Origin of the sequence: Microbispora triticiradicis, assembly GCF_005864065.1 — a bacterium.
Taxonomy (GTDB): Bacteria; Actinomycetota; Actinomycetes; order Streptosporangiales; family Streptosporangiaceae; genus Microbispora; species Microbispora triticiradicis.
In genome coordinates, this window is the sequence record NZ_VANP01000001.1 from 865,360 (window position 1) to 889,174 (window position 23,815).

General features: G+C 69.7%; 19 protein-coding genes. 9 read left to right on the forward strand and 10 right to left on the reverse strand.

Annotated features, from left to right (window positions below; genetic code table 11):
• Positions 1-305 precede the first annotated feature (305 nt).
• The 3 genes from FED44_RS04060 to FED44_RS04070 are packed head-to-tail and all read left to right on the forward strand — an operon-like array spanning position 306 to position 5,131.
• Complete coding sequence (locus FED44_RS04060; RefSeq protein ID WP_138459778.1) at positions 306-3,839, forward strand: CHAT domain-containing protein; 3,534 nt, start codon at positions 306-308, stop codon at positions 3,837-3,839.
• The gene (locus FED44_RS04065) at positions 3,839-4,237 is read left to right on the forward strand and encodes a hypothetical protein (RefSeq protein ID WP_138459779.1); all 399 of its coding nucleotides are present in this window, start codon (positions 3,839-3,841) and stop codon (positions 4,235-4,237) included. Before FED44_RS04060 ends, FED44_RS04065 begins: the two co-directional genes overlap by 1 nt.
• Positions 4,238-5,131, forward strand: coding sequence for a hypothetical protein (locus FED44_RS04070; protein WP_111700141.1), 894 nt, complete (start codon positions 4,238-4,240; stop codon positions 5,129-5,131).
• Positions 5,132-5,322: 191 nt separating this feature from the next.
• Here FED44_RS04070 and FED44_RS04075 read toward each other — a convergent pair whose 3' ends face one another.
• The 5 genes from FED44_RS04075 to FED44_RS04095 form a co-directional block, all read right to left on the reverse strand.
• The gene (locus FED44_RS04075; RefSeq protein WP_138459780.1) at positions 5,323-6,240 is read right to left on the reverse strand and encodes an Ig-like domain-containing protein; all 918 of its coding nucleotides are present in this window, start codon (positions 6,238-6,240) and stop codon (positions 5,323-5,325) included.
• A gap of 150 nt (positions 6,241-6,390) precedes the next feature.
• Positions 6,391-6,750, reverse strand: coding sequence for a hypothetical protein (locus tag FED44_RS04080; protein ID WP_138459781.1), 360 nt, complete (start codon positions 6,748-6,750; stop codon positions 6,391-6,393).
• Between the two features lie 257 nt (positions 6,751-7,007).
• Positions 7,008-8,264: a Dyp-type peroxidase gene (locus FED44_RS04085; protein ID WP_111700139.1), complete on the reverse strand. Its 1,257-nt coding sequence runs from the start codon at positions 8,262-8,264 to the stop codon at positions 7,008-7,010.
• Positions 8,257-8,805, reverse strand: a complete 549-nt coding sequence (locus FED44_RS04090) for a copper chaperone PCu(A)C (protein ID WP_138459782.1) — start codon at positions 8,803-8,805, stop codon at positions 8,257-8,259. The genes FED44_RS04085 and FED44_RS04090 overlap by 8 nt, the downstream gene beginning before the upstream one ends.
• Positions 8,806-8,946: 141 nt before the next feature.
• The gene (locus tag FED44_RS04095; protein WP_138459783.1) at positions 8,947-9,519 is read right to left on the reverse strand and encodes an MFS transporter; all 573 of its coding nucleotides are present in this window, start codon (positions 9,517-9,519) and stop codon (positions 8,947-8,949) included.
• A gap of 227 nt (positions 9,520-9,746) precedes the next feature.
• Here FED44_RS04095 and FED44_RS04100 point away from each other — a divergent pair, with 227 nt between their 5' ends.
• The 5 genes from FED44_RS04100 to FED44_RS04120 all read left to right on the forward strand — a co-directional run bounded on the left by FED44_RS04100 (position 9,747) and on the right by FED44_RS04120 (position 13,512).
• Positions 9,747-10,316 carry an MFS transporter gene (locus tag FED44_RS04100; protein ID WP_138459784.1) on the forward strand — a complete coding sequence of 190 codons (570 nt, stop codon included), beginning with the start codon at positions 9,747-9,749 and terminating at the stop codon, positions 10,314-10,316.
• A gap of 161 nt (positions 10,317-10,477) precedes the next feature.
• Positions 10,478-10,831, forward strand: a complete 354-nt coding sequence (locus FED44_RS04105; protein ID WP_138459785.1) for a copper resistance protein CopC — start codon at positions 10,478-10,480, stop codon at positions 10,829-10,831.
• Between the two features lie 90 nt (positions 10,832-10,921).
• Complete coding sequence (locus tag FED44_RS04110; RefSeq protein WP_138459786.1) at positions 10,922-11,407, forward strand: copper resistance CopC family protein; 486 nt, start codon at positions 10,922-10,924, stop codon at positions 11,405-11,407.
• Between the two features lie 137 nt (positions 11,408-11,544).
• Entirely contained in the window at positions 11,545-12,204 is a 660-nt protein-coding gene (locus tag FED44_RS04115) for a TetR/AcrR family transcriptional regulator (RefSeq protein ID WP_111700135.1), read from the forward strand.
• A gap of 75 nt (positions 12,205-12,279) precedes the next feature.
• Complete coding sequence (locus tag FED44_RS04120; protein ID WP_165900612.1) at positions 12,280-13,512, forward strand: sensor histidine kinase; 1,233 nt, start codon at positions 12,280-12,282, stop codon at positions 13,510-13,512.
• Positions 13,513-13,700: 188 nt separating this feature from the next.
• On the opposite strand, the gene FED44_RS04125 is transcribed toward FED44_RS04120, so the two are convergent.
• From FED44_RS04125 to FED44_RS04145, 5 genes are all read right to left on the reverse strand, one after another.
• Complete coding sequence (locus FED44_RS04125) at positions 13,701-14,789, reverse strand: lytic polysaccharide monooxygenase (RefSeq protein WP_244301693.1); 1,089 nt, start codon at positions 14,787-14,789, stop codon at positions 13,701-13,703.
• A gap of 363 nt (positions 14,790-15,152) precedes the next feature.
• Positions 15,153-17,240, reverse strand: a complete 2,088-nt coding sequence (locus tag FED44_RS04130) for an alpha-galactosidase (RefSeq protein WP_138459788.1) — start codon at positions 17,238-17,240, stop codon at positions 15,153-15,155.
• Between the two features lie 46 nt (positions 17,241-17,286).
• Positions 17,287-18,126, reverse strand: a complete 840-nt coding sequence (locus FED44_RS04135; RefSeq protein ID WP_138459789.1) for a LacI family DNA-binding transcriptional regulator — start codon at positions 18,124-18,126, stop codon at positions 17,287-17,289.
• The gene (locus FED44_RS04140; RefSeq protein WP_138459790.1) at positions 18,123-20,570 is read right to left on the reverse strand and encodes a glycoside hydrolase family 2 protein; all 2,448 of its coding nucleotides are present in this window, start codon (positions 20,568-20,570) and stop codon (positions 18,123-18,125) included. The genes FED44_RS04135 and FED44_RS04140 overlap by 4 nt, the downstream gene beginning before the upstream one ends.
• Before the next feature lie 65 nt (positions 20,571-20,635).
• Entirely contained in the window at positions 20,636-21,925 is a 1,290-nt protein-coding gene (locus FED44_RS04145) for an ROK family transcriptional regulator (protein WP_138459791.1), read from the reverse strand.
• A 177-nt stretch (positions 21,926-22,102) separates the two neighbouring features.
• Here FED44_RS04145 and FED44_RS04150 point away from each other — a divergent pair, with 177 nt between their 5' ends.
• A complete protein-coding gene (locus FED44_RS04150) occupies positions 22,103-23,812 on the forward strand; it encodes an ABC transporter substrate-binding protein (protein WP_138459792.1) in 1,710 nt (569 codons plus the stop codon).
• Positions 23,813-23,815 lie beyond the last annotated feature (3 nt).

The following is a 23,815-nucleotide window of genomic DNA, read 5'->3' on the forward strand; positions in this document are numbered from 1 at the left end:
TCCGCCGCGCCGGATTTCACACCGTGCGCAGGCGAGCGGCGACCGGCGATTAAGTGGGACATAAGGTATAAAGCGGCCGGGAAACGAGCCTTCCCTGACCGGGTCCGCAGCGCCCATAATGCCATCAGGCCTGCGCCCGGTATCGGCAAGCGCGGCCCGGTCACCGTGGAGGTTTCGTGGCTCCCGAGAACGTCGGCCGTCTGCAGGAACCCGAGGAGCAAGAGCGCCTGATCGAGACGATCACCCAGCTTGTGTCCAGTCGTGGCTGGGACGAAGCCGCGGCGACCGTTCAGAAGAATCACATCTTGTATGACCCAGAAGTCGATATATGGTTCGCCGAGTTGATCAAGCACTCGGAGTCGATGGGCTATCACGAATTCGCGAAAAAGTTACCGCTGTGGCGTGATTTCCTGCAGATATGCAGAGAATTCGGCATCGTCAACGCGGTCGAGGCCGCAGGCGGCACCCTGGTCACCGCCCCCGAATCGATGCAGCCCCTCGTACGGCGGGCGGCTGAACTGGAGCAGCGGTACTCGGCGGGTGACCATACGGCCCTGGAAGAACTGGTCGCCCTGTGGGCGAGGGTCGCGGAGGACCCGGCGGTCCGCCGAGACCACCTTCTGTTGCGCGCGGTGGCTCAGTACAACATGGGCGGTGCCTTGAGGCGCATGCCCGGCCAGGCGGCGAGGGCTGCCGCCGTGATCCGGACCGCCATCCGGCTCCTGCCCGCCTCCTCGGCGTACCGGTCGGCGTTCATGATCGGTCTGGCCCAGGCGCTGGCCCCGGAGCATGACCTGGCCGGGCTGCGGGAGGCCGTGGCGCTGGTGGCGGAGGCGGTGCGGGCGGACCCCGGCACCGCCGCGCTGGGGGGCGCGGCGCTGCACGATGTCGGGGTCAGCGCCCACGAAGTGGGCGAGATCGAGTCGTCCCTGGAAGCGATCGACCTGAGCCTCACCGCTTTTCGGCTGCTGCACGAGGGGGTCTACCCGGATCCGGAAGAGCCTGGCGGCGCGGCGAGCGCGATGGTCCAGATTCTCCGCAACCGGCATCGGCTCTCTCGCGACCCGGACGACTTGTCCAAGGCCGTTTCCATGGCCGAATCCGCGCAAGTGCCCACGGAGTCGGCGGAGTGGGGGTCGAGGCGCAACGGGCTGGCCGTGTGCCTGCGCGTTCGCTACGACGAGGTCGGTGACCCCGCGGACCTCGATCGGGCGATCGACATACACCGGGATGCCCTCGACCGGGTGGCGCCGGACGCCGAGATCCGCCCTTACCACCTGCATGGTCTCGGCGTGGCCCTGCGCCGGCGGTACGCCGCGCGCGACACCCCTGAGGATCTCACCCTCTGCTCGCGAGCCCACGAGGAGATGCTGGAGCTGGTCCGGCCCGGCGATCCCATCTACCCGACCGCACTGGAAGGGTATGGCCACACCCTTCGCGTGCTGTACCAGGCGAAGGGTCGCATCGGCGACCTCCGCCAGGCCGTGGCGCTGCACCGCGAGGGCCTGGCGTACGAGACCGGCCCGGGGCGGGTGTCGATGGTCTGCAACCTCGGCATCGACCTGCGGCAGTTGTACATGAGCACGGGGGACGTCGCGACGCTGGAGGAGGCGATCGACCTCCTGCGTGAGGCCACCGCGGGGCGACGGTCGTCCACCGGGAATGACACGGCGCTGTTCACCCTGGGTTCGTGCCTCATGGACAAATATCAGGCTTTCGGCGACTCTGCGGTCGGTGCGGAGGCGATCCGGATCCTGGAGGAACTGCTGGCGCACACGCCGGAGAACTCCCCTGACCGCGAGGTCCGGCTCGGAAACCTCGCGGCAGCCCTGATCCTGCGGCACGTACACGAACCGGAGACACACGGCGAGGATCTCCTCGACCGCGCCGAGCGACTCCTGGCAGAGGCGGTCAGCCGGAGCAAGGGTCTCGACAGGGCCCGTCATCTGGTCAACCTCGCCCAGTGCATCATGCAGCGCTCCGGCCACGAGAAGTCCGAACCCGGCATGCGCCGGCTTGTGGGACTCATGGAGGAGGCGTGCGCGCTGTGCCCGGTCGAGGCCGCCAACGGCGCGGCATACCGGATCAACCTCGCCATGGGTTACGCCAAACTCTACGAACTCACCGCGGATCCCGCCGCCCTGGCCCGCGGACTCGGGCTGCTGCGGGAGGCCAGTGCCGCGGGCGTCGACCAGTATCCGCTCGCCGTCATGCGTCTGGCGCGGGGCTGGGGGGACCAGTCGTCCCATCGGGGTCGCTGGGACGAAGCGGCGGAGACGTACGGCTACGCCCTCGACGCGCTGGACCGGCTCGTCGACGAGAGTTCCGTGCGGGAGCACAAGCAGCAATGGCTGAGGCAGGCCGAAGGGCTGGCCGCCGCGGCGGCCGCAGCGCATGTGCGCGCCGGTGACCCGTGGAGTGCCGTCGTCGCACTGGAACGCGGCAGAACCCGGCTGCTCGCCGACGCCCTCGGTGAGGATGCCGCGGAAACCGACCGGCTCGCGCGGGCACACCCGGCACTCGCGGAGGCGTACCGCTCGGCGGCCGCGACGCTGCGCGGAATGCAGAGCCTGAGCCTGGAGCCCATGCCCGGGGACAACCGGCCGCCGGCGCACGCGTTCGCCGAGGCGAGGCGGCAACGCGAGGAGGTGCTGCTGCGCATCAGATCCATGCCCGGATTCGAGCGCTTCCGCCTGCCCGACGCCGGCCGGGACGTCTCGAACGCGGCACGGCTCGGCCCGTTGCTGTACGTGGTTCCCGGCGTCGAGGCCGGCTTCGCGTTGCTGGTGATCGGCGAATCCGTGCGCGTTCATGCCCTGCCCGCGCTGACCTGGGCTGAGCTCCGCCCGCGCATGACACGGTACTTCCAGGATTACGAACGTGCGGCCACCGACCTTCACCGCTGGCACAGGGCCCTCGACGACACCACCGCCTGGATGTGGGAAGCGATCATGGAGCCGCTGCTCGACCTCGTGCCCGACTGCGCCGAACTGACGCTGATCCCGACGGGGATGATCGCCTCGCTGCCGCTGCACGTCGCCTGGACCCCCGACGCCGGCACGGCGACCGGCCGCCGTTTCGCGCTCGACCACCTGCCCCTCGTCTTCGCCCCGAGCGCCAAGGCCCGTGCCGCCGCGGACCGAGCCGCTTCGACGGCCGTCTCGGCGCCTGCCGCACTTCTCGCCGTCGAGGACCCGCAACCGGTGGCCGCCGCCCCGCTGCGTTACTCGCGGTACGAGATCGACGCCGGCTGCGCGAGATTTCCGGAGGGCAGTCGCCTGACGGGGGAGGAGGCCTCCCGGGAGGCGGTGCTGGCCGCGCTGGACGGCCACACGGTGCAGCACTTCGCCTGCCACGGCTACGCGGACTGGGGGCAGGTCCTGGACAGCTACCTGTTGCTCGCCCACGATGAGCGCCTGACCCTGCGCGACCTGCTCGCCAGGCCGGCCGGGACACGCCGGCTCGTGGTCCTGTCCGCGTGTGAGACGTCGCTGCCGCACGTGGAACTCGCCGACGAGGTGGTCGGTATCGCCACCGGCTTCCTGCAGGGCGGCGCCGCCGGGGTCATCGGGTCGATGTGGCGAGTGCCGGATGTCAGCACCGCGCTGCTGCTCAGCCGGTTCTACATTCTGTGGCGGGACGGGGCCCATCCGGCCGAGGCGCTGCGTACGGCACAGCGCTGGCTGCGCGACGCCACCAACCGCGAGCTGCGGTCGGCCTATCCCGAGATCATGGACAGGTACGCCCCGATTCCGGAGCCGCTGCGGGAAGTGTGGGGGACCGGGCGAGACTTCGCCCACCCCGCGTACTGGGCCGCCTTCACCTACATGGGCGCGTGATGGCCGGCCACGCGCGCTCGGTCGTCGACCTGGCGAAGGCCATCAGGCCGGAACTGCCGGCGCTGCTCGGTGCGGAGGCCGAGGAGGTGGACACCGCCCTCGGCCGGTTGCTCGCTCGGAGCACGGAGGTCGAGCAGGAGATCCTGACCCTGCTGCAGCGGTGGCCCGCCACCCGCGAGTGGGCGTATTCCTACCTGGGGCAGACACACGACGGCGGCCTGCGCGATCCCGGTGCCGCGTACTACCCGCTGACCGGCACCGGGGGCGTTGTGCACTCCGAGACCTACGTCTGCCCGGATTGCGATCATCGATGGCGCCGCCGAGCCGTGGGGCAGGCCGTTCCCGCGTGCCCGGAACACGGCAAGCCTCTCGTCCGTACGCCGGATTCGGAGACATAGGTGGTGGACGGTCTGTGGAAGGGCCTGACGGACAGGATCGCGGAGCGGTGGGCGAACGTCGTCCTCCTGCCGGCGGCGCTGTTCTGGCTGGGAAGCGGGCTGGTCTGGCTTTTCCACAACGGTTGGGGACCCCAGGCGGCCGAGCGATGGATCACGCAGCACACGACTCCGTGGTGGACTGCGTCCGTCCTGGTGGTGGTGCTGCTGTCAGGGCTGCTGGCCAGACGCCTGACGGATCCGGCGCTCACCCTTCTCTCCGGCCGGTGGCTTCCCCGACTGGGCTGGGTGACGCGCCCGATGGCGCGCAGGTGGGCCCGTCGCGTCGCCCGGCGCGAGGCGCGCTGGCAGGTGCTCGCCTCTTGTAGCCGCGCCTGGGCGGAGGAGCAGGAGTTCGTGACGTTGGACGCGTGGCTGCGCACCATGCCGATCGACCCACAGCGGTGCCTGCCGACCCGCCTGGGCAACGCGCTGGCCGCCGCGGAGCGATGGCCCAGGGAGAAATACGGGTTGGACCCGGTGCGATGCTGGTCCCGGCTGTGGCTGGTGATGCCCGAAGACACCCGGCAGGAGCTGGCCAGGGCGCGTGGGCGGCTGGAGGCCCAGGTCACCGCCTGGCTCTGGAGTGTGGCGTTCGTCGCCTGGACACCGATGGCGTGGTGGGCGGCCCCGGCCGGCGTGCTGGCGGCCTGGCTCTCGTATCGGGGCGCCGTCCGATGTGTGATCGAGCTCGGCGACCTGCAGGAGGCGGCCTTCGACCTGCATCGGACCGCCCTCTACCGCCAGCTGCGCTGGTCCCCGCCGGAGGACGCCGCCGCCGAGCACTCCACCGGCCGCCGGCTGACGGCGTATCTGTGGCGTGGTTCCGACGAGGCGGTTCCGCTTTCCCTGGATTAGGGCACGTGGCCGCGCACCCATACCGAGGGATTCCCTGGACGTGCGTCAAGGCCTTGGTGGCCGACGAGGTCTCCGGTGTTCAGGTTCTTCCTGGTGGATGAACCCCGCACCGGAGACCTCACTGCGAGCTTCCGCCGGGTCTGTGGGTAGACCACGCCGTCAGGCGGAGCAGATCGCGCGCATCCTCGGCCTCATGATCGAACACTTGCCTGGGCTGTGCTCGGGCAGCGCGGGGTCTCGAAGACGACGCCGTCCAGAAGGTTGCCGGTCGCCGGGTTACCCCCCGCGGTCGTCACCGACTGGAAGGAGAACCGGGTGACGGTCTGCCCCGGCGGGACGACGTACGTCCCGGTGTAGCGGCGCCAGGCGGTGTTGCCGTCGGTGATGTCGGGCGAGGAGGCTCCGGCGGGGGTCTGGACCAGGGTCGCGCCGGGTGCGCCGATGAGCACGTGCATGGTGTCGGTGCCCGCGACGCCTCGGTGATACAGCGACCAGGTCATGACGGTCCCCGGAATGGTGGGAACGTCCTGGTACAACGTGGAGAACATGTTGGCGTTGAGTTCGGCGAACTGCTGCCCGTCGGCTGCCGGAACCCCGCCGTAGCCGTTACGCCAGAACTCCACCAGGTTGTCGGTGGCGGTGGTGCGCCAGCCGATACTCGGGTTGGTCGAGGCGTCGGGGAGCATCTGGAACCCGGTTATGGGTGGCTCCTCGAAGCTGCCGTTGGCCAAGGCGACGGGCGTGTCGGTGCATGGGACGGCGACGGTCACCGTGGCGGTGGCGCTTCCGCAGGCGGTGGTGACGGTGTAGGTGAAGCGGTCGGTGCCGACGAAGCCGGGCTTGGGCGTGTAGACGACGGTGTTGCCCGAGACGACCGCGGTGCCGTTCGCGGGTGCGGTGACGTTGCTGATCACCGGTGCGGTGGCGGTGTCGTTGGCCAGGACGGGCACGCTGACTGGTTTGCCCTGGGTGGTGGCGGTGTCGTTGACGGCCTGGGTGGGCGAGATCGACTGGCCGTTGACGATCTGGATCGGCGGGGCGGGTGTGTTGTTACCCAGTTGGCCCGGCAGGGCGATGACGCTGCTGATCCCGGTAGGCCGGATGGTCATGCTCCCTCCGACCGTCCCCTGGCGGACCTGGAAGGTGATGACTTTGGCGGGTGGGTCGGTCTTGGTGCCCGGTGAGGTGATCGACAGGGTGGTGCCGTTGATGGTGCCGGTCCCCGACTGGCCGACGATGTCGGCGTATGCCAGCAGGGACTACAGGTCCCAGTTGGTGGTGTAGCGGGTGACCGTCGGCGGCCATCGGTTCGTGCGGTGCGACAGCGTGAGGGTGAAGGTCCCACCCGGGGCTATCTGCCCTCCCCACAGGGACGGGGAGGTGACGACCGAGACCGACCCGGTGCCCAGGTTCCAGCCGATGATGTTCTTCCAGTAGTACTCGACGGGGTAGGTCGCCTGTCCCTGCCGAATGCAGGGTGAGGCGGCGGCCTGCCGCGTCGTGGTGCCGGCGTGCATATCGGTGCCGGCCATCGCCGCCGTTCCCGATGCGGCCAGCAGCGCGGTCAGGGCACAGGCGAGCGTGACGAGCGCGGACCTGGGCCGCTGTGAGATCACCATGGAACTTCCGATCTGTCATGGGTACAGGTTCAAGATCGAATACATGGCGATGCTACTGAATGTGATCACACGATCACGCCTAGTGCCTTCATCTTGCTTTCGTGTCGCGGTCCCTTCCTCCCGCAGAGCCGCACGGCCTCCGAGTCACCGCCCGCGCAGCGGGATCGTGATGCCGCCTGGGGCGGGTGGATCCGGAACGGGTCCGGATCCACCCTGCCGGTGACCGCTCACCGGCCGAGCGCGAGCGGCCGGCGGCGTCAGGACAGCAAGGTCTCTCCGATCCATCCCTTGGGGCCGCAGCCGGGAGGAACGGCGAACACGGCGGAGCCGATCGGCGTCGTCCACTCGTTCAGCAGGTCCGCCTCGGCCAGTCGCTGCTGGATCGGGATGAACTGCCGGGCGATGTCGGCCTGGTAAGAGGCGAACAACAGCCCGGTGTCGGCGGTGCCGTCGGCGGAGACGCCCTCGTCGTAGTTGTAGACGCGACGGAGGATACGCGCGCCGGGGTCCGCGACATGCGCCCGGCGGATATGGGCGTACTCGGAGATGACCGGCAGCCCGGCGGGGGTGAGGCGCGCGAGGTCCGGTTCGTCGTGCTCGCGGGCGCCGGTGAGCGGAGCGCCGTCGGTGAGGCGGCGGCCGATCGTGAACTCCTTGGCGACGGTGTCGGCGGCGTCCCAGGTCTCCATCTCGGCGCGGATGCGCCGCAGGACCAGGGTGGTCCCGCCCCGCAGCCACTCCTGCTCCCCGGCGAACCAGACCGCCCGATCGAAGTCGGGTGTGCCGGCGACGGGGTTGACGGTCCCGTCGAGCTGTCCCATCACGTTGCGCTGGGTGGTGTGGGGCTGCTGGGAGTGCGCGGCCCGCCGGAAGCCCCGCTGGGTCCAGCGGACCTTCGCGAACGACCGGGCGTCCTTGACGAGCACCCGCAGCGCGTGGGTGACGGTGAGCGGGTCGTCCGCGCAGATCTGGACGAGCAGGTCACCGCCCGTCCACCGCTCCTTCAGCCGGTCGATGCCGAACGCGGGGAGGGGAGCGACGGACTCCGGCCGCTGATCGGACGTCTTGGTGGCCGCGAACAGACCCGGTCCGAAGCCGAAGGTGACGGTCAGCCGGGCGGGCAGCACGGCCAGATGGGGCTCGGTGTCGGCGAGCGCGGGCTGTCCCTGGGTGATGCGCCGGGCGTCGTCGGTGAGCACGCGCATCAGCCGCGCCACACTCTCCCGGTCCGAGCCCGACCGCAGGTCGAACGCCACGAACGCGGCGTGCGCCTGCGGCGCCGTCGCGACACCGGCCTGGTGGGCTCCGTAGAACGGCTCCACCGCCGTCGCCCGGGGCGAGTTCCCCTCCGGATCGACGGTACGGCCGGCCGTACTCGTGTCGTCGGCGCTCGCCCGCGCCACGACGGCCCCGCTCGTCGCGGCGGCGGCCACTACGGCGCCGCCGGACAGCAGCGCCCTGCGGCTCAGGCGCGGGCGGGAGAGACGCTCCGCCTCATCATGCCGCTCACTCATCCATGCCGCCCATGTCGGCGCCCGGCTGGTAGTTCTCCTTGGCGCCGGCGAAGTCCTTGCCCAGAGCCGTGAAGGTGTAGGTGCCGCCCCCCTTGAGCTCCAGCGTGAACGGCACCTCGGACCCCGGCTTGATCTCGGAGGGCACGTCCATGACCATGATGTGGTCGCCGCCGGGCTGCAGGACGTGGGAGCCGTGGGCGGGGACCACGAAACCGCCCTTCTTCGGCCGCATCACCATCTTGCCCTTGGACTCCACGACCTCGTGCAACTCCACCATGGGTGCCGCGGGCGTGCTGCCGGCGATGACGGTGACGTCCGAATCGGAGTTGTTGACCAGCGTGCCGAAGGCGGCGGTCATCCCCTTCTTGGCGGTCTTGACCCAGGGGTCGGTGATGCTGAGCGCGGCTGGGGCGGATGACGGAGAGGCCGCCACCACCGACGGCGACGCCGCCGAGGCGGAGGACGGCTCCTCGGAACCGCAGGCCGCCGTGGCCGTCACTGCGCCCAGGCTGAGAACGACGAGCATGACACGGGAGAACATGAAGATCCCTTCACCCGGCTGAGCCGGTGACTGGTACCGCTGCACTGAACGATTTCGGCGTACGCGAGCGCACGTCGGACGCACCCGCCGCTGAGGGGGGGTGCCGGTCACATCAGAGAGAGCCCGCCGACCAGGTGACGGTCAGGCAGGAACAGTGCGAACGGTGCCAGGAGGGCCGCGCCGGCCCACCGAATGGCCGAGCACGACCGGCCGAGCGACCACCCGGCGCTCGATCACCGGGACGACGACCGCGCCGTACGCCGGGTCCGGGAAGACGGCGAGCACGATGCGCAGCCGGACGGCCAGCCGGCGCAGCAGCGCCCAGAGCAGGGCCTCGCCACGCGCCAGCCACGCCGCCGTCAGTGCGACCGCCCAGCCGTGCATGATCAGCATGCCCAGGCCGGGCATCAGCCCGGAGTGGATATGCCCCCCGCTCATCGCGGAGCCGGCGGTGACCGGCTCCAGGGTGTGCGCGAACGAGAACAGCAGGTGGAGCGCCGCCTGTGAGGCCGCCAGGGCCGGCAGGATCACGGCCAGCGTCCGCTCACGCCGGGCGAGGGCGTGTGCGGGCAGGAAGGCGATGAGCAGGGCCACGAGAACGGCGAGCGCGGAGACCGATCCGCCGCCGACAGCATGCGCCCCGACGCCGAGCGCCACCGAGACCGCGGCGAACGCGGCGGCCCGTACGGCACGGAAGGGCATGGTGGCTCTCATGGCGCCGCAATCATCGCACAACGCCTCCCCGCCCCCCAGTGCGTACGGTGACATACGCCGCGACCGGGTCGAATACTTCCTGAAAGAGCGCGAGCGCCGGTGAGAACGAAAGGGCCTGTCGCCCGGCACCGCGATTCCGCCCTCGTGCAGTGGCCCGAGCCCGTCATGAACGAGCAGACGGCGTGGTATTGGGGCTGACCAGCCTCTGTGCGATAGTCGTTTTCATCATGCGCGCCGCCTTACCCCTGCGACTCGCGCGGTCGGCCGCCTTCACGGTCGTCTGCGTGCTCCTCGCCGCAAGCGCGCACTGGTTCGCCGGCGGGGCCACCCCGACTCTCCGTGCCCTTCTCGTGGGCGGAGCGGCCGTCATGACCACCGCCACGGCGATGGCGGGCCGGGAGCGGTCGCCATGGGTCGTCATCGGCATGCTCCTGGCAGCCCAGGTCTTCCTGCACGAACTCCTCGCGTCCCTCTCGCCGTCGGTGGAGACGACGGCCGTGGCGCACTCGCACCGGCTGGGGGTGGGCGCCGGGATGCTCACCGCGCATGTCACCGCGGCGGTGGTCACGGGGTGGTGGCTGTCGCGGGGCGAGGCGGCGCTGTGGTCGATCCTGCGCAGGATCGGTACAGGAGCGCTCCGCTGGCTCCGGGCCGTGCTCGCGGTGTTTCAGCTCTTTGCCCGCCTACGCCCCCGCCCCCGGCTCGCGTCGTACGACCTCGACCGAGAGCCCCGGCGCGGGGCTGTCCTGCGACACGCCGTCATCCGGCGCGGACCGCCGGTTCTCGTGTTCCTGTGATTCTCTCCGAGCCCTTCTGAGGGTTCCTGCGCGCGGCCTGCCCGCTCGGCGTCACGCCTGCCCGCGGAAGCGGCACGCCTCGACGCCCCGCGGACCGCTCATGCCGGTCCGTACGGCCCGCGCGCCCGCAGGTGTTCGCACACGATGACTGGAGATCCCCGATGACACCACTGCCCGCCGTCACCCGCCGGGCCACGGCCTACCCGTATGCCTGGAGCGCCTGGCGGGTGGTCTCCTCCGACGGCCACCCGATCCAAGGGGAGATACCGTTCGTCGTCGGATCCTCGTCGGCGGCATCGGCCCGAGGGGCTGCGCCCGCCATCCCGGCGACCGGAGCGGACCGCCCGGATCAGGAGACCGGCACACCGGGCTGGATCTGGGCGGTCGTGGCCGCGGTCGCGGTTCTCGGAGCGGCCGCCGTCCTGGTGGCGCGGGGCGGGAGACCGGCGACGCCACCTCTCCCGGGCAACTCGGAGGACCGCCCGTCGGGTCACGAGAACGGTGAGGGCGAGTGACAGGGAAACCAGCCAGAGCGTTTCTGCTCCTCGGCCTTCTATGCGCCGTTCTGGGAGTGTTCGCCGCACCGGCGCTGGCACACCGACACCCTGCGATCGAGCACACCCGTCAGCAACGCCGTGGTCTCCGGCCTCGACCTCGTCGAGCTGGAGTTCAACAACAACGTGCGCTATCCCGTCGTGCTCCTGCACGACGCGGCCGGGCAGCGCTTCCCGTCCGGCACACCCCGGGTTCGCGGCGCCAAGGTGTTCGTGGACGTCGACGAGCCGCTTCCCTCCGGCAGCTACACCGTCGTCTGGCGCGTCGTCTCCGCCGATGGCCGCCCCCTCGAAGGCGAGATCCCGTTCACCGTGCGGTCATCGACGGCTCCACTGCAGACTGCCCCCGTGTCCAGCGCCCCCGTGTCCAGCGCTCCGGCACCGTCACGTACGCCCGTGAGCGCGATGGCCGAGACGGACGAGCAGGGCGGCCTCCCCGGCTGGACATGGGTTGCCATGGCAGGGGTGGCACTCGCCGGAGCCGGGGCACTGCTGATGTGGTGGAGGAGGAGACCCGCTCACAGAAAGTGGTCCTGACAACGGGTGACCGTCGGACGATCCCGGCGACGGACTGGACGATTTCGTCTAGTTTGTGGTGGTATGTCAGTAATTGTCAAGGCCGTTCCTCCGGCATGGCTCCAGCGGGCCGGCGCGCCGGAAGGTGGGGTTGCCACATGGCCGTTCGAAGGCCAGGGAATGATTCTCCGCGGCTCACCGCCCGCGGGGCGGCCACTCGCGCGCGCATCGTCACGACCGCCGCGAACCTCATGTTCCGGCAGGGGGTGACGGCGACGACCCTCGATCAGGTGGTGGACGCCTGCGGCGTCAGCAAGTCGCAGCTCTATCACTACTTCCCGGACAAGGAAGCGCTGATCACCGAGGTGATCGCGATGCGGGAGAACCACATGGTCTCCTCTCAGAAGCCGCAACTCGACCAAGTGCGCTCGATGCGGGATCTCGAGAGATGGCGTGACTCCATCGTGACGAGCCATTGGGAGCGCGAAGTGCCCTACAGATGCCCCATCGGCTCCCTGGCCACCGAACTCGCCTGCCGCTACGACGACGCCCGCCAGTCCCTGGCGGCCGTCTTCGCCAGGTGGCAGGAACTGCTCGCGAACGGCCTCTCCCGCATGCGGGAGAGCGGCGAGCTCGACCCCGGCGCGGACCCCGCGAAACTCGCCGTCGCCTTCATCGCCGCCATGCAGGGCGGCTACCTGCTCGCCGAGACCATGCAGGACGAACGACCCCTCGTCGTCGCCCTCGACATGGCACTGGACCACATAAAAGCCCAGGTCAAGACCCCTGTCGCCAGCTTGACACAAGCGGACAACTGACCCCAAGGTGGACGAAATCGTCCAATTTGCCCATGGTGGTGGTCCACCGGGTGCGGCAGGAGAATGGTGAGGCAGATGCCGTCTCTGCACTCGATGCAGACGTACTACACGACAACGGCGACGATGCTGGTGCTCCTGCTCACGGTCCTGGGCGGCGTGAGCCTGGACCTGGCGATCCGCTACAAGGTCGAAGACCAGGTGTTCTTTGACGCCGAGCAGGTCGCCGCCCAGTGGAGCGCGCAGGTGCGCGGCGGCGTGCTGCCGAATCCCGACTCCGTCTCCGGCACCGTCGACCTGGTCCAACTGGTGGACGCACGCGGCAGGGTTGTGGAGGCCAGCCCGGGCGCGACGGAGCGGCCACGGCTGAGCACGTTCCGGCCCGCACCCGACAACCGGCTCCAGCGGCGGGTCGAGTGCCACCCGGGCGAGCCGTGCCTCCTGCTCATGGCCAACCGCGTGTCGCCGGCCCCCGAATCTCCCGTCGTCTACGCCGGCACGGTCGAGCGACCCCTTATCGCGACGCACCGACTCGAATACCTCATCGCTGGGGCCGCGCTCCTCGTCATCCTGCTGGGCGGCCGCCTCATGTGGTGGATCATCGGCCGGGCGCTGCGCCCGGCCGAGCAGCAGCGCCAGCTCGCCTCCGTCGCCTCCCACGAGCTCAGGACACCGATCGCCGGGCTGCGGGTGCAACTGGAGGAAGCACTGCTCCACCCCGATCACGTCGACCCCCGCGACACCATCCGGGGGGCACTGTCGGCCACCGGCCGGCTGGAGGCGATCGTACAGGACCTGCTGACGATGGCCAGACTACGCGGAGGACAGCCGGCGCCGCACGAGCCGATCGACCTCGTGGCGCTGGTCACCGAGGAGGTGGACGCCCACTTCGGCGGCACGCCGGTGGAGCTCTACGCCGCCGGGGACGTGTGGGCGCACGGCTCGAGGATCCAGCTGATCCGGCTGGTCGGCAACCTGCTGAGCAACGCGCGGCGGCACGCGGCGACCGGCGTCACGGTCTGCGTCGGATCCGCCGACGGCCAGGCGGTCCTCTCGGTGACCGACGACGGGAACGGCATCGCCCCCGCTGACCGTGAGCGGGTCTTCGAGCGATTCACCCGACTGGACGAGGGACGGCGCCGGGACGCCGGCGGCACCGGGCTGGGGCTCGCCATCTCTCGCGACATCGCCAACGCCCATCGGGGAAGCCTGCGCATCGAGGACTCCCCGCGCGGCGCGCGGTTCGTCCTCCGGCTGCCGCTCCTCGACCGGAACGCGACCGGCGAACGGAATCTCATCCAGCGGGCGTGATGCTTCCCCTGGAGCCGACCGGCTCGGCACGGGCGGTGCTGGGGTTCCCGCCTCGCCCTCGGTGACCGAGGGCGAGGCGGACGCTACCCGCTCGGCATCTGGGCCGAACCGCAGCTCGGCGTCAGGTTCGCCGAAGACGGCCAACCCGGTTCAGCCGCGACCCCCCTCAGGGGACCGCCGGGCATGGATCAGGATGCCGTGCAGGTGAGGGTGGGTGTGCCGCTGGTTCCGGTACCGAGGAGGCCGAAGGTGGTGCCGGTTCCCGCGCCGAGTGCGCCGTTGTATCCGAGGTTGCGGGCGTCGACGGTTGATCCGCTCGTCATCAGGGTGGCGTTCCACGCCGAGCTGACCTTCTCGTCTCCGGCGAAGGTCCAGCCGACCTTCCAACCGTTGATCGCCCTTGATCCGGCCACCACACGCACCTCCGCCTGGAAGCCGCCGGGCCATTGCGAGACGACTCGGTAGGTGGCCGAGCAGCCGAGCCCAGGGTCACTGCTCGGGGACTGGCTGGGGCTGGGGCTCGGCGACGGGCTGGAGCTTGGTGACGGGCTCGGCGACGGCGACGGCGACGGCGACGGGCTGGGGCTCGGCGACGCCGACGGGCTGGGGCTTGGTGACGGGCTCGGCGAGGGGTTCCCACCGCCGGTGAAGTTGACGTCACTGCAGAAGTAGTACGACTGGTCGAGGTGACTGGCCTGCCAGAGCGTGAAGACGATGTGGTGGCCGGTGCGGCCGGGCGCGTACACCTGCACCGGCGTGGTGGTCCCGGTAGGCATCCTGCCCGTCTCGGTGACCAGTTCCAGGTCGCTCCACTTCAGCCGCTGAGTCAGCGGGTCGAACCCCTGCTTGGTCACGTACACACGGATGAAGTCAGCGCCGTGGGACGATCCGTCCAGCAGGTTGAGGGTGAACCGGTTCGGCTTGTCCACCGTCTTCCACGGACCCGGTTCGTCCATCGCGGCGTACCGGCCGTTGAAGGTCAGGCCGCCGCTGCACAGCTGCCCGTCGGGGACGGCGGTCTGGTAGTCGCCGCCGACGCCGTCGCGCAGCAGCCCGTTCCAGTTCCACATGGCGGAGGGGTCGGCCTGCCAGGCCTTGTAGCACATCGGGTCCTCCGTCGCCATCCGCGGCGACTGCCATTCACTCGCCCAACGGGTGTAGCAGCCGTACTGGCGGGCGGGCGGGTCGCTGACCGCACCGTGCGCCGCGGCGGGTGACGCCAGCACAGGGCTGACCAGGAGCGCGGCCGCCACGGCGACGGACAGACGCCGGATCAAGCCGCCCCCAGTGGACATGGTGGCCGGGCGACGCAGAAATTCGAGCACAGGTAACCGCATTTGCGCTTTCTCCCTCGAGACTGAGGTGAAGGGAACCTGGCGACGGTCGCCGGGAGACGACTCTTATCGCCAGGAGTTCTACCGTCCCGCCAATTCTCGGGTGAAAAAAAACCGACTGCACCATTGCGTCACGCACAGGCACTCCGAACTGGGCAAACAGCGACAATATCGTGAAAGATTCATTCGCCGTCCCATTTCTGCCCGTTGACCGCAGCGATCGGCGGATGCCTTATCGACGCTTTCTATGTATTGGAAGCCATGGCGCTGGACCGTACTTCATTTCGCGCCATTCACTGCTGCCGCTCAGACCCGGAGGCAGAGAAACAGGAAGGCGGTGCCTGGTCTGTCGGCGAACCGTGGGGCGGGAAGGCCGATGGCGGCGAGGGCGCGGCCGGTGAGCCGCACATGGCTCGACGCCCAGTCGGGATGACGGTCGAGAGGGCCGGACACCTCGCCGGGGATGGCCTCGACGACGTACTCGGCGTCGGGGTCGAGCCCCGGTAGTCGCATCGGCGCCGTCCGCTCCACGACGCCGGTCTCCAGCTGCACATAGGAGTACACGGCCCGGCTCCGGTCGAGGGCCACGATGCCGTGGACCCATGCGGCAGGGTCGGGGTGGTCGGCCCGCACCACCTCGCCGGTGTGCAGCAGTGGGCGTAGCTCCTTGTACAGGGCGATCCACTCGGCCAGCGCAGCCCGCTCGGTGAGCGCCCATGCGGTGATGTCGGCCTCGATACCGGCATGTCCGAACAAAGCGGTGGCAGCCCGGAAACCGAGCGTGGTGACGCGCCCTGTGAGGTGGGATGGGGAGGAGCCGACGTGTGAGCCGATCAGCTCGTACGGCAGCAGCAGGCTGGTCCACCGCTGGATGTGCTGGCGTTCGATGGGGTCGATGTTGTCCGAGCCCCAGACACGGTCGGTGCGCTCCAGAATGCCGAGATCGGCCCGGGCGCCCCCGGAGGAGCACGACTCGATTTCCAGCGTGGGGAACCGGGCGCGCAGCCCGTCCAGCAGCCGGTAGACGGCCTCGGTCTGCGCATGAGTACCGGGCACGCCTTCATGCACGGGCTCGGCCAGGTCACGGTTGTGATCCCACTTGATGTAGTCGATGTCGTACTCGGCCACCATGCTGCTGATCCGTTCCAGCAGGTAGGCGTACACCTCGGGATGCGCCAGGTCCAGAACGTGCTGGTTGCGTCGGGGTAGCGGCCACCGCTGCGGGTCGGCCAGCAGCCAGTCCGGGTGGGCACGAACCAGATCGGAGTCGAGGTTGGCCATCTCGGGTTCGAACCACAGCCCGAACTGCATGCCGTGCTCGCGCACCCGCCGGACCAGTTTGTGCAGGCCGTCGGGCCAGACGGTCTCGTCCACGTACCAGTCGCCCAGGCCCGCGTCGTCGCTCCTACGGTGGCGGAACCAGCCGTCGTCGACGACGAACCGCTCGGCGCCCACCTCCGCCGCGGCGTCGGCGAGCGCGAGCAGGCGGTCCTCGCGGTGGTCGAAGTAGACCGCCTCCCAGGTGTTCATCGTCACCGGGCGCGCCGATCCGGGATGAGTCGCCCGGGCGCGCAGCATGGCGTGGAACCTGCGGCTCAACCCGTCCAGACCGGCGTCGGAGGCCGCGAAGTACACCCACGGCGTACTGTACGACTCCCCCTGGCCGAGCCGTACCTCGCCTGGTTCGAGCAGCTCGCCGGCGGCGAGCACGCTGTCCCCCTCCGGGAGCCGCTCGACGTACTGGACCTGGTTGCCGCTCCAGGCGATGTGCACCCCCCACACTTCGCCGGTCCGGAACCCGAACCCCGGAGTGCCGACGACGAGCGGGCCGGCGTCGAACCAGGTCCGGCCACGGCGGTTCTCTCGCGACCAGGCGCCTTGGCGCAGCGGCGCCCGCTGCGGGGACCGCTCCCTGGCCCAGCGGCCGGCGAAGTCGAGCACCTCGCCGGCCTGCGTGGGCAGCGGCATCAGGCAGGCCAGGCGGTCCAGCGTGTACGGCGAGGTGGCGGTGTTGAGGAGCGTGTGGCGCATCCGCAGCACACCCTGAGGCGTCAGCTCGATCTCGGAGGTCAGGTCGAGGCCACAGTCAGGGTCCTTGGCAAGCGCCTCGACACGGCTTCCGTCCACGGTGACGGCCTCGGCCAAGGTGAACCGGGACGGACGCCAGCCGCTGTCGTGACGCCCGGACAGCACCGGTCGGCCGAACCAGCCGTCGCCTTGGCTGGGCACCACATCCTGGCCGGGCACCGGCGGAAGCCCGGTGAGCGGTCCTGGGCAGGCACCCCAGTACAACACCCGCGGCGGGCGCGGTCCGGCGAGTTCGAGGACGACGCCGACGCCGTCCGCGGACAAAGCGATCACCAAAGCTCCAAGCCAGGGGTGTCGGGTGGGCATGGCCCCGGAGAACCTGCGCCGGCAGGTGGGTGGGGTGACGCACTCCTCATCCGGCGCTCGCCGGTGCGGTGGTCCCTCGGGGGATGAGCGTGGCGGTCGGGCACCGGCGTTCCGCGACCGGGCCTCCCTCGACGAGTTCCAGCAGAGACGCGGCGACCAACTGTCCGAACAGGTGCACGTCGAGACTCATGGTGGTGAGCGGAGGCGATGCCAGGCGGCACATGCTGGAGTCGTCCCAGGCGATCAGGCTGAGGTCGCGGGGAACATCACAACCCAGATCCTTGGCCGCGGCCAGGCCCGCGACCCCCATGAGGTCGTTGTCGTAGATGATCGCCGTGGGAGGGTCGGGCCGCTCCAGTAACTTGGCGGTGAGTTTCGCCCCCGATTCCTCCGAGTAGTCCCCCTCCAGCATGACCGGCTCGATGCTGGCCGACCTCATGCTGTCGAGCAGGGCTCGGGTGCGGATCCGGGTATGGATCAAGGCGGTGGGACCGCTGACCCGTGCGATGCGACGGTGCCCGAGCCTGCTGAGGTGGGCGACCGCTTCCCGCACCGCGCCGACGTCGTCCGTGCGGACGGCCGGGGTGTCTCCTTCCGGCTCGCCCGCCACCACGGCCGGCAGTCCGATCTCGCGAAGGACCGCGGGTCTGACGTCCTCGGCCGTACGGTTAACCAGCACCACGGCGTCGACCATGCGGTTGTCCGCCCACCGGCGGTACGCGGCGATCTCGGCCTCGTGTGTGTTGACGACATGCAACAGCACGGAACGGTCGTGCTCGGCGAGCAACTCCTCGATACCCGCGATGAACTCCAGGAAGAACGGTTCCGCACCGAGCAGGCGTGGTGGCCTGGCGAGCACCAGGCCGACAGGGGTACCCGCGCTCACGTCGCGACCGCCGTCAGAGCGTTGGCGCTGCACAGCACGCCGGGAGCGGTCAGGGCGGACGGGTCGTCCAGCACCTCGGAGGTTCGCACGAGAAAGGTGTGCGACTGTCCGGCAGGCAGTGAAACCAGCATGTCGTCCACCAAGGCGTCGGCGGCGACCTTGTCGGCCAGCAGCGCGATGTCGCGGGTGAAGGAGACGGCTCGCACCTCGACCTCGTAGCCGCCGGGCAGCCTGTTGACGGCCGTGACGAGCGGCGCGGGCTCGTACACCAGGTCCCGATCCTCCGCGAACACGTGACAGACGCGGACGTCACCGACGGTCATCACCAGCACCTCCCGCTTCACGTCGGCAGGCTCGAGCAGGTCGCCGGGCAGTTCGACGGTACCCACCGACCGGGGCGGCACAACGAGGGTAAGGTCGGCGCCGGCCAGTACGTTGCCGGCGAGCGTCTGCCGGAGCGCGGCAACCGTCCCCGTCCAGGCCTCGTCGTGGTCGTTGACGGCGATCAGGACCGTCCGGCCGTCCCTCGGCTGAACGGTGAGCAGCCGAGGCGCGAAGGCGTGCTTGAGTGCGTAGTAGAGGGGCTTGGGCCGTCCGTCGCCGTCCACCGCCGCCCAGGATGTGACCGGCCAGCAGTCGTTGAGCTGCCACACCAGCGCCCCGGCCGTGCGCGGCCACCAGGAGCGGAAGTGCTCGACGCCGAACGCGACGGCGCGGGCCTGGTTGAGCTGTGCCGCCCAGTGCCAGTCCTCGAAGGCGGCGGGCACGGAAAGGTGCGGCTCCATCCCCCGGTCGAGCTTGACGTCGCCGTTCTCGGCCTTCTGATGGAGCAGGAACCCCGGTGAGTTCGGCGTCATCGGCTCGTCGTGGATCCACCTGGTCAAGGTGCGCCAGGTAGGCGGTGCCTGGAAGCCGAACTCGGCGCAGAAGCGCGGGATGTGGTCACGGTAGTGGGTGTAGTCGACCTTGTTCCAGACGGCCCATTCGTGCCGGGTGCCGTGGTCGTCCTCGTTCGGCCGTGAGTTGCCGGGGCTGTAGGGGCTACCGGGCGTGTAGGGCCGGGTGGGGTCGAGCTCCGCCACGATCCTCGGCAGCAGTTCCGTGTAGTAGCCGAGGCCCCAGGTGCGTCCCTGAAGTGTGTCGCGCCAGCCGGGCCACTCCGCGAAAGCCTCCAGGTTCTCGTTGTTGCCGTTCCACAGTGCCAGCGAGGGGCGGGAGACCAGGCGGGTGACGTTCTCCCGCGCCTCGGCCTCGACCTCGCTCCGCAGCGGCTCCTCCTCGGCGTAGAAGGCGCAGGCGAAGGGGAAGTCCTGCCATACGAGCACCCCCCGCTCGTCGCAGACGTCGTAGAAGTCGTCGCTCTCGTAGATGCCGCCGCCCCAGACCCGCAGCATGTTCATGTTCGCGGCTACGGCCTGGTCGACTCTCCGGGCGATCCGCTCACGATCGACTCGGGTGAGGAAGTGGTCGTCGGGAATCCAGTTGGCGCCCTTGGCGAAGACGGGCCTGCCGTTGACGACGAAGGTGAACGGGCTGCCTGTCGAGTCGGGTTCGGTGTCGAGGGCGATCGTGCGGAAGCCGACACGTCGCTGGGCGATGTCCACCGGCTGGTCGTCCTCCAGCAGCGTGACCGTCAGGTCGTACAACGGCTGGTCGCCGTAGCCGACCGGCCACCACAGTCTCACCTGCGGTACCAGCACGGTGACTGTCGCCGCGCCTCCGGACACGGGCACCTGCTCGGAACGGCCTCCCACATCGGCCCTGATGCCGTAACGGCCGTCGCGGACGCGGTCGAGTTCCACGTGTACCTCGACGCGGCCGGTGCCATCGGCGTCCACAGTCACCAGCGGGCGTACGCGGGAGAGCCGGGCGCTGTCCCAACGCTCCAGCCCCACCGGCTTCCAGATGCCGGCTGTCTGCAGGTCGGGGCCCCAGTCCCAGCCGAATGAACAGGCCATCTTGCGGACGGCGTTGTAGGGATGAGGGTAGGCGCGCATGCGCGAGCCCAGTTTCTCCTCGAACTCCTCGGCGTGGTTCAGGGCGGAGCGGATCGTCACCACGAGTTCGTTCGCGCCGTCCTGCAGGATCTCGCCCACGTCGAAGCGATATCCGCGGTGCATGTTCGCGGTATGGCCCAGAAGCCGTCCGTTGAGGTGCACCATCGCGACCGTGTCGATGCCGTCGAACACCAGGTCCACTCGCTCGCCAGGCCGCGCGGCCGACGTCTGGAAGGTCGTCGCGTACCTCCAGTCGGCGCGGTGCATCCACACCAGTTCCGCTTCGTTCCGGTCCAGGTACGGGTCCGGGATGAGACCCGCCGCCATGAGATCGAGGTGAGAGCCGCCCGGCACCCGCGCCGGGATGTCGCAGTCGGCGACCGCCTCCGGGACGGGTCCTCCGGCCACCCGCAGACGCCACCCGTCGTGCAACATCTCGCGGATCATGTGCCCTCTTCCCTCGGGTGCCGAGTAGCGCATCTGCGAGTACTTGCTTACTTAATCTATTGAAGTTAGTCAACCTCTGAAGCGACGAGGGAATAGGGAAGCGCGACGGGCTCGGCGTCCAGCCTCTCCGGCAGACGGGCGGCCTGGCTGAGGGGCACCAGTTCCGACTCCAGCACCAGCGCGGCGGCGCCGACGGCGGAAGCGGTGGCGGCCGAGCGTGAGAGCCGTACGTCCACAGGCTGCGCGGCGCGCGAGAAGGCCGTCCGCTGAAGCTCCTGCTGGACGACGGGGAGGTAGACCGAGCCCGCGATCGCGAAGCCCGGCCCGGTCAGCACGAGGACTTCGAGGTCCATGATGTTGGCCAGGCTGCGGGCCGCCGCCGCGATGTAGCGGGCCGACCTCTCCAGCAGCGCCAGGGCTCCCGGCTCGCCCCTGGAGGCCGCCCGGCTGATCGCGGCGAAGTCGGCGACGGTCGAGACGCGCCTCCGGCGGGTCCCCAGGCCGACCGCCTCGGCCAGCGCGGCGTCCGCCTGCACGGCCGTCACCACCGCGGCTGTGCCGGCCATCACCTCCGCGCAACCCCGGGCTCCGCACCAGCACTCAGGGCCGTCCATGTCGACGCAGATGTGCCCGAATTCGCCCGCGTTGCCATTAGGGCCGCGGTAGGTGATGCCGTTGATGACCAGGCCGGCGCCGATCCCCGTACCGAGATGGACGACCGCCGCCGATGTGGCGCCGCCGAAGCCGCCCGACCAGTGCTCACCCAGCGCCGCGGCGGTGGCGTCGTTGTCGAGCACCACCGGCAGGCCCGTCGCTCGCTCCAGCGCTTCGCCCAGCGGGAACCCCTCCCAGTGCCGCATGGTCGGCGGAGCGAGGCCCACCCCAGGAGCGGAGCTGCGCGGACCAGGAGAGACCAGGCCGACGCCGAGCACGCGTCCGCGCTGCACGCCGATGCTCTCGATCAGCCTGGAGATCTCCTCGGCCGTCCGCGACACGACGGTGTCCGGCTCCTCCGCGCCGGCGCCGCGCCGCACAATTCGGGCCACCACGGTTCCGGCGAGATCGGTCAGGACGTACGTCATGGCGCCGTGGTCGAGATGCACGCCCACCGCGTAGCGGGCGGTGTGGTTGAGCTGGAGCAGGATCCGCCGCTTGCCACCCGTCGACTCGGCGCGGCCGGTCTCCACCACCAGGCCCTCCTCGATGAGCCGGCGGACCAGCGCCGAGATCGTGGGCCCGGTGAAGCCGGTGGCGGTGGCCAGCCCGACGCGGCTGATCGTGCCCGCGGCCCTGATCGCGTCCAGGACGGCGGCCTTGCTGCTCGCGTGCGGCTTCGCCCTTGCTCCTGCGCTCACTGCCACCCCGCCTTGGCCTGAATCCCGTCGGCCTGCGGCGAGCTGCAAGCCCGCTCCGAGACCCCATAGAGCCGCACACTACGCCGGAGCCGCCTGCTCTGAAATTTTCACGACCCGTTGACTTACTTAAGTCGGCAAATTAACAATGCTCAGCATCGTTCGAGAGGACTTCGCGCTATGTCCATCAAGACACCCCGCGCGGCGGCTGGACTCGCTGCGTTGATACTGGTCGCCGGATGCTCCTCGTCCGGAGGCTCGCCGGGGCAGGCGGCCGGAGCGACGTCCGGGGCAGGCGGCTCGGCGGCCTCCTCCGAGCCTCTGGTCGTGTACACCGGCGGATCAGGTGACATCCAGCCCATCTTCAACCCGTACCTGCCGGGGGCCCTCGGCGGCGGGGGAACGATCTTCGAGCCGTTGTTCTTCTACAACACCGTGCGCAGCGAGGGCGCACCCAGGCCCCGGCTCGGCGAGAGCTTCTCCTGGAACGACGACGGTACGGAGCTGTCGATCTCGCTGCGCAGCGGCGTCAAGTGGTCCGACGGCCGGCCGTTCACCGCTGACGATGTCGTGTTCACGTTGAAAATGATCACGGAGCACAAGGCCATGAACGGCACGGGCTACCAGGGTAAGGCGACCGCCACCGACGCCACCCACGTTGTGATCAAGTTCGACGAGCCGGCCTTCGTGGACGGCCCGCAGGTGCTCGGCCGGATCTGGATCGTGCCCGAGCACAAGTGGAAGGACATTCCCGACCCCACGAAGGAACAGCTGCGCGAGCCCGTCGGCACCGGGCCCTACGTGGTGGATGAGCTCAAGCCCCAGGCGTTCACGTTGAAGGCGAACCCGGACTACTGGGGTGGCGAGCCCGCCGTGAAGAAGATCCGTTTCCCCTCGCTTTCGGGCAACCAGTCCGGCGCCACCGCGCTCAAGGCCGGCCAGATCGACTGGCAGACCGGACCGGTGCCGGACATCGCGAACGTGGAGCAGAGCTATCCCGGGTACAAGCTGATCACCACTCCGGTGAACCAGATGGTGCTGGACACCTGCGCCAATGCCGAGCTGGGGTGCAAGGGCCCGCAGACCGACCCTGCCGTCCGCCAGGCGATCTACCATGCCGTCAACCGGACCCAGTTGAACGCGCTGGCCTTCGAGAACACCAGCGCCGAGATCTCGCCGAGCATGGCCCTGCTGCAGCGGGACCAGGCGGTCATCTCCGGCCGGCTGCAGAACAAGGTCGCGCCGATGCAACCGGACGCGGCGAGGGCGCAGCAGATCCTCGAGAGCGCGGGCTACGCGAAGGGCGCCGACGGGATCTACGTCAAGGACGGCAAGCCCGTCAAGCTGACACTCAAGACGGTCGCAGGATGGACCGACTACATCACCGCGGCCGACACACTGGGTCAGCAGCTGGCGAAGGCCGGCATCAAGGTGACCGTGCAACAGCTGTCGTACAACGAATGGGCCGACGCGCGGGGGCGTGGCGACTTCGAGCTGATGCTCGACTCGTTGTACCAGGGCCCGGCCGCCGACCCGTTCTACGTCTACAGCTACTTCTACAGCACCGACAGTACCGACAAGGTCGGCGGGACGCCCGGCGCGAACATCAGCCGCTTCTCCGATCCTGACGTGGACAGGGCCATCGCCGAACTGAAGAAGATCAACGTCTCGGACACCGCGGCGCGGCAGCCGTACTTCGACACGATCCAGACCCGCGTCGAGCAGTCGATGCCCTATGTCCCGCTGCTCACCCAGGGGACGATCAACATCTACAACGCCAGGAAGTTCACCGGCTGGCCGACCAAGGAGGACCTGTACGCCTTCCCGGCGGCCTGGCAGGCCCCGGACGCCTCGGAGATCTATCTACGGCTCAGGCCCACGGGCAAGTGAGCC

Bases quoted from the DNA above. Each gene is read 5' to 3' on its own strand.
- FED44_RS04065 (WP_138459779.1), top strand. From the start codon at position 3,839: ATGGCCGGCCACGCGCGCTCGGTCGTCGACCTGGCGAAGGCCATCAGG.
- FED44_RS04075 (WP_138459780.1), bottom strand. From the start codon at position 6,240: ATGACCATCCGGCCTACCGGGATCAGCAGCGTCATCGCCCTGCCGGGC.
- FED44_RS04080 (WP_138459781.1), bottom strand. From the start codon at position 6,750: ATGGTGATCTCACAGCGGCCCAGGTCCGCGCTCGTCACGCTCGCCTGT.
- FED44_RS04085 (WP_111700139.1), bottom strand. From the start codon at position 8,264: ATGAGTGAGCGGCATGATGAGGCGGAGCGTCTCTCCCGCCCGCGCCTG.
- FED44_RS04090 (WP_138459782.1), bottom strand. From the start codon at position 8,805: ATGTTCTCCCGTGTCATGCTCGTCGTTCTCAGCCTGGGCGCAGTGACG.
- FED44_RS04095 (WP_138459783.1), bottom strand. From the start codon at position 9,519: ATGAGAGCCACCATGCCCTTCCGTGCCGTACGGGCCGCCGCGTTCGCC.
- FED44_RS04100 (WP_138459784.1), top strand. From the start codon at position 9,747: ATGCGCGCCGCCTTACCCCTGCGACTCGCGCGGTCGGCCGCCTTCACG.
- FED44_RS04105 (WP_138459785.1), top strand. From the start codon at position 10,478: ATGACACCACTGCCCGCCGTCACCCGCCGGGCCACGGCCTACCCGTAT.
- FED44_RS04115 (WP_111700135.1), top strand. From the start codon at position 11,545: ATGGCCGTTCGAAGGCCAGGGAATGATTCTCCGCGGCTCACCGCCCGC.
- FED44_RS04120 (WP_165900612.1), top strand. From the start codon at position 12,280: ATGCCGTCTCTGCACTCGATGCAGACGTACTACACGACAACGGCGACG.
- FED44_RS04130 (WP_138459788.1), bottom strand. From the start codon at position 17,240: ATGCCCACCCGACACCCCTGGCTTGGAGCTTTGGTGATCGCTTTGTCC.
- FED44_RS04140 (WP_138459790.1), bottom strand. From the start codon at position 20,570: ATGATCCGCGAGATGTTGCACGACGGGTGGCGTCTGCGGGTGGCCGGA.
- FED44_RS04150 (WP_138459792.1), top strand. From the start codon at position 22,103: ATGTCCATCAAGACACCCCGCGCGGCGGCTGGACTCGCTGCGTTGATA.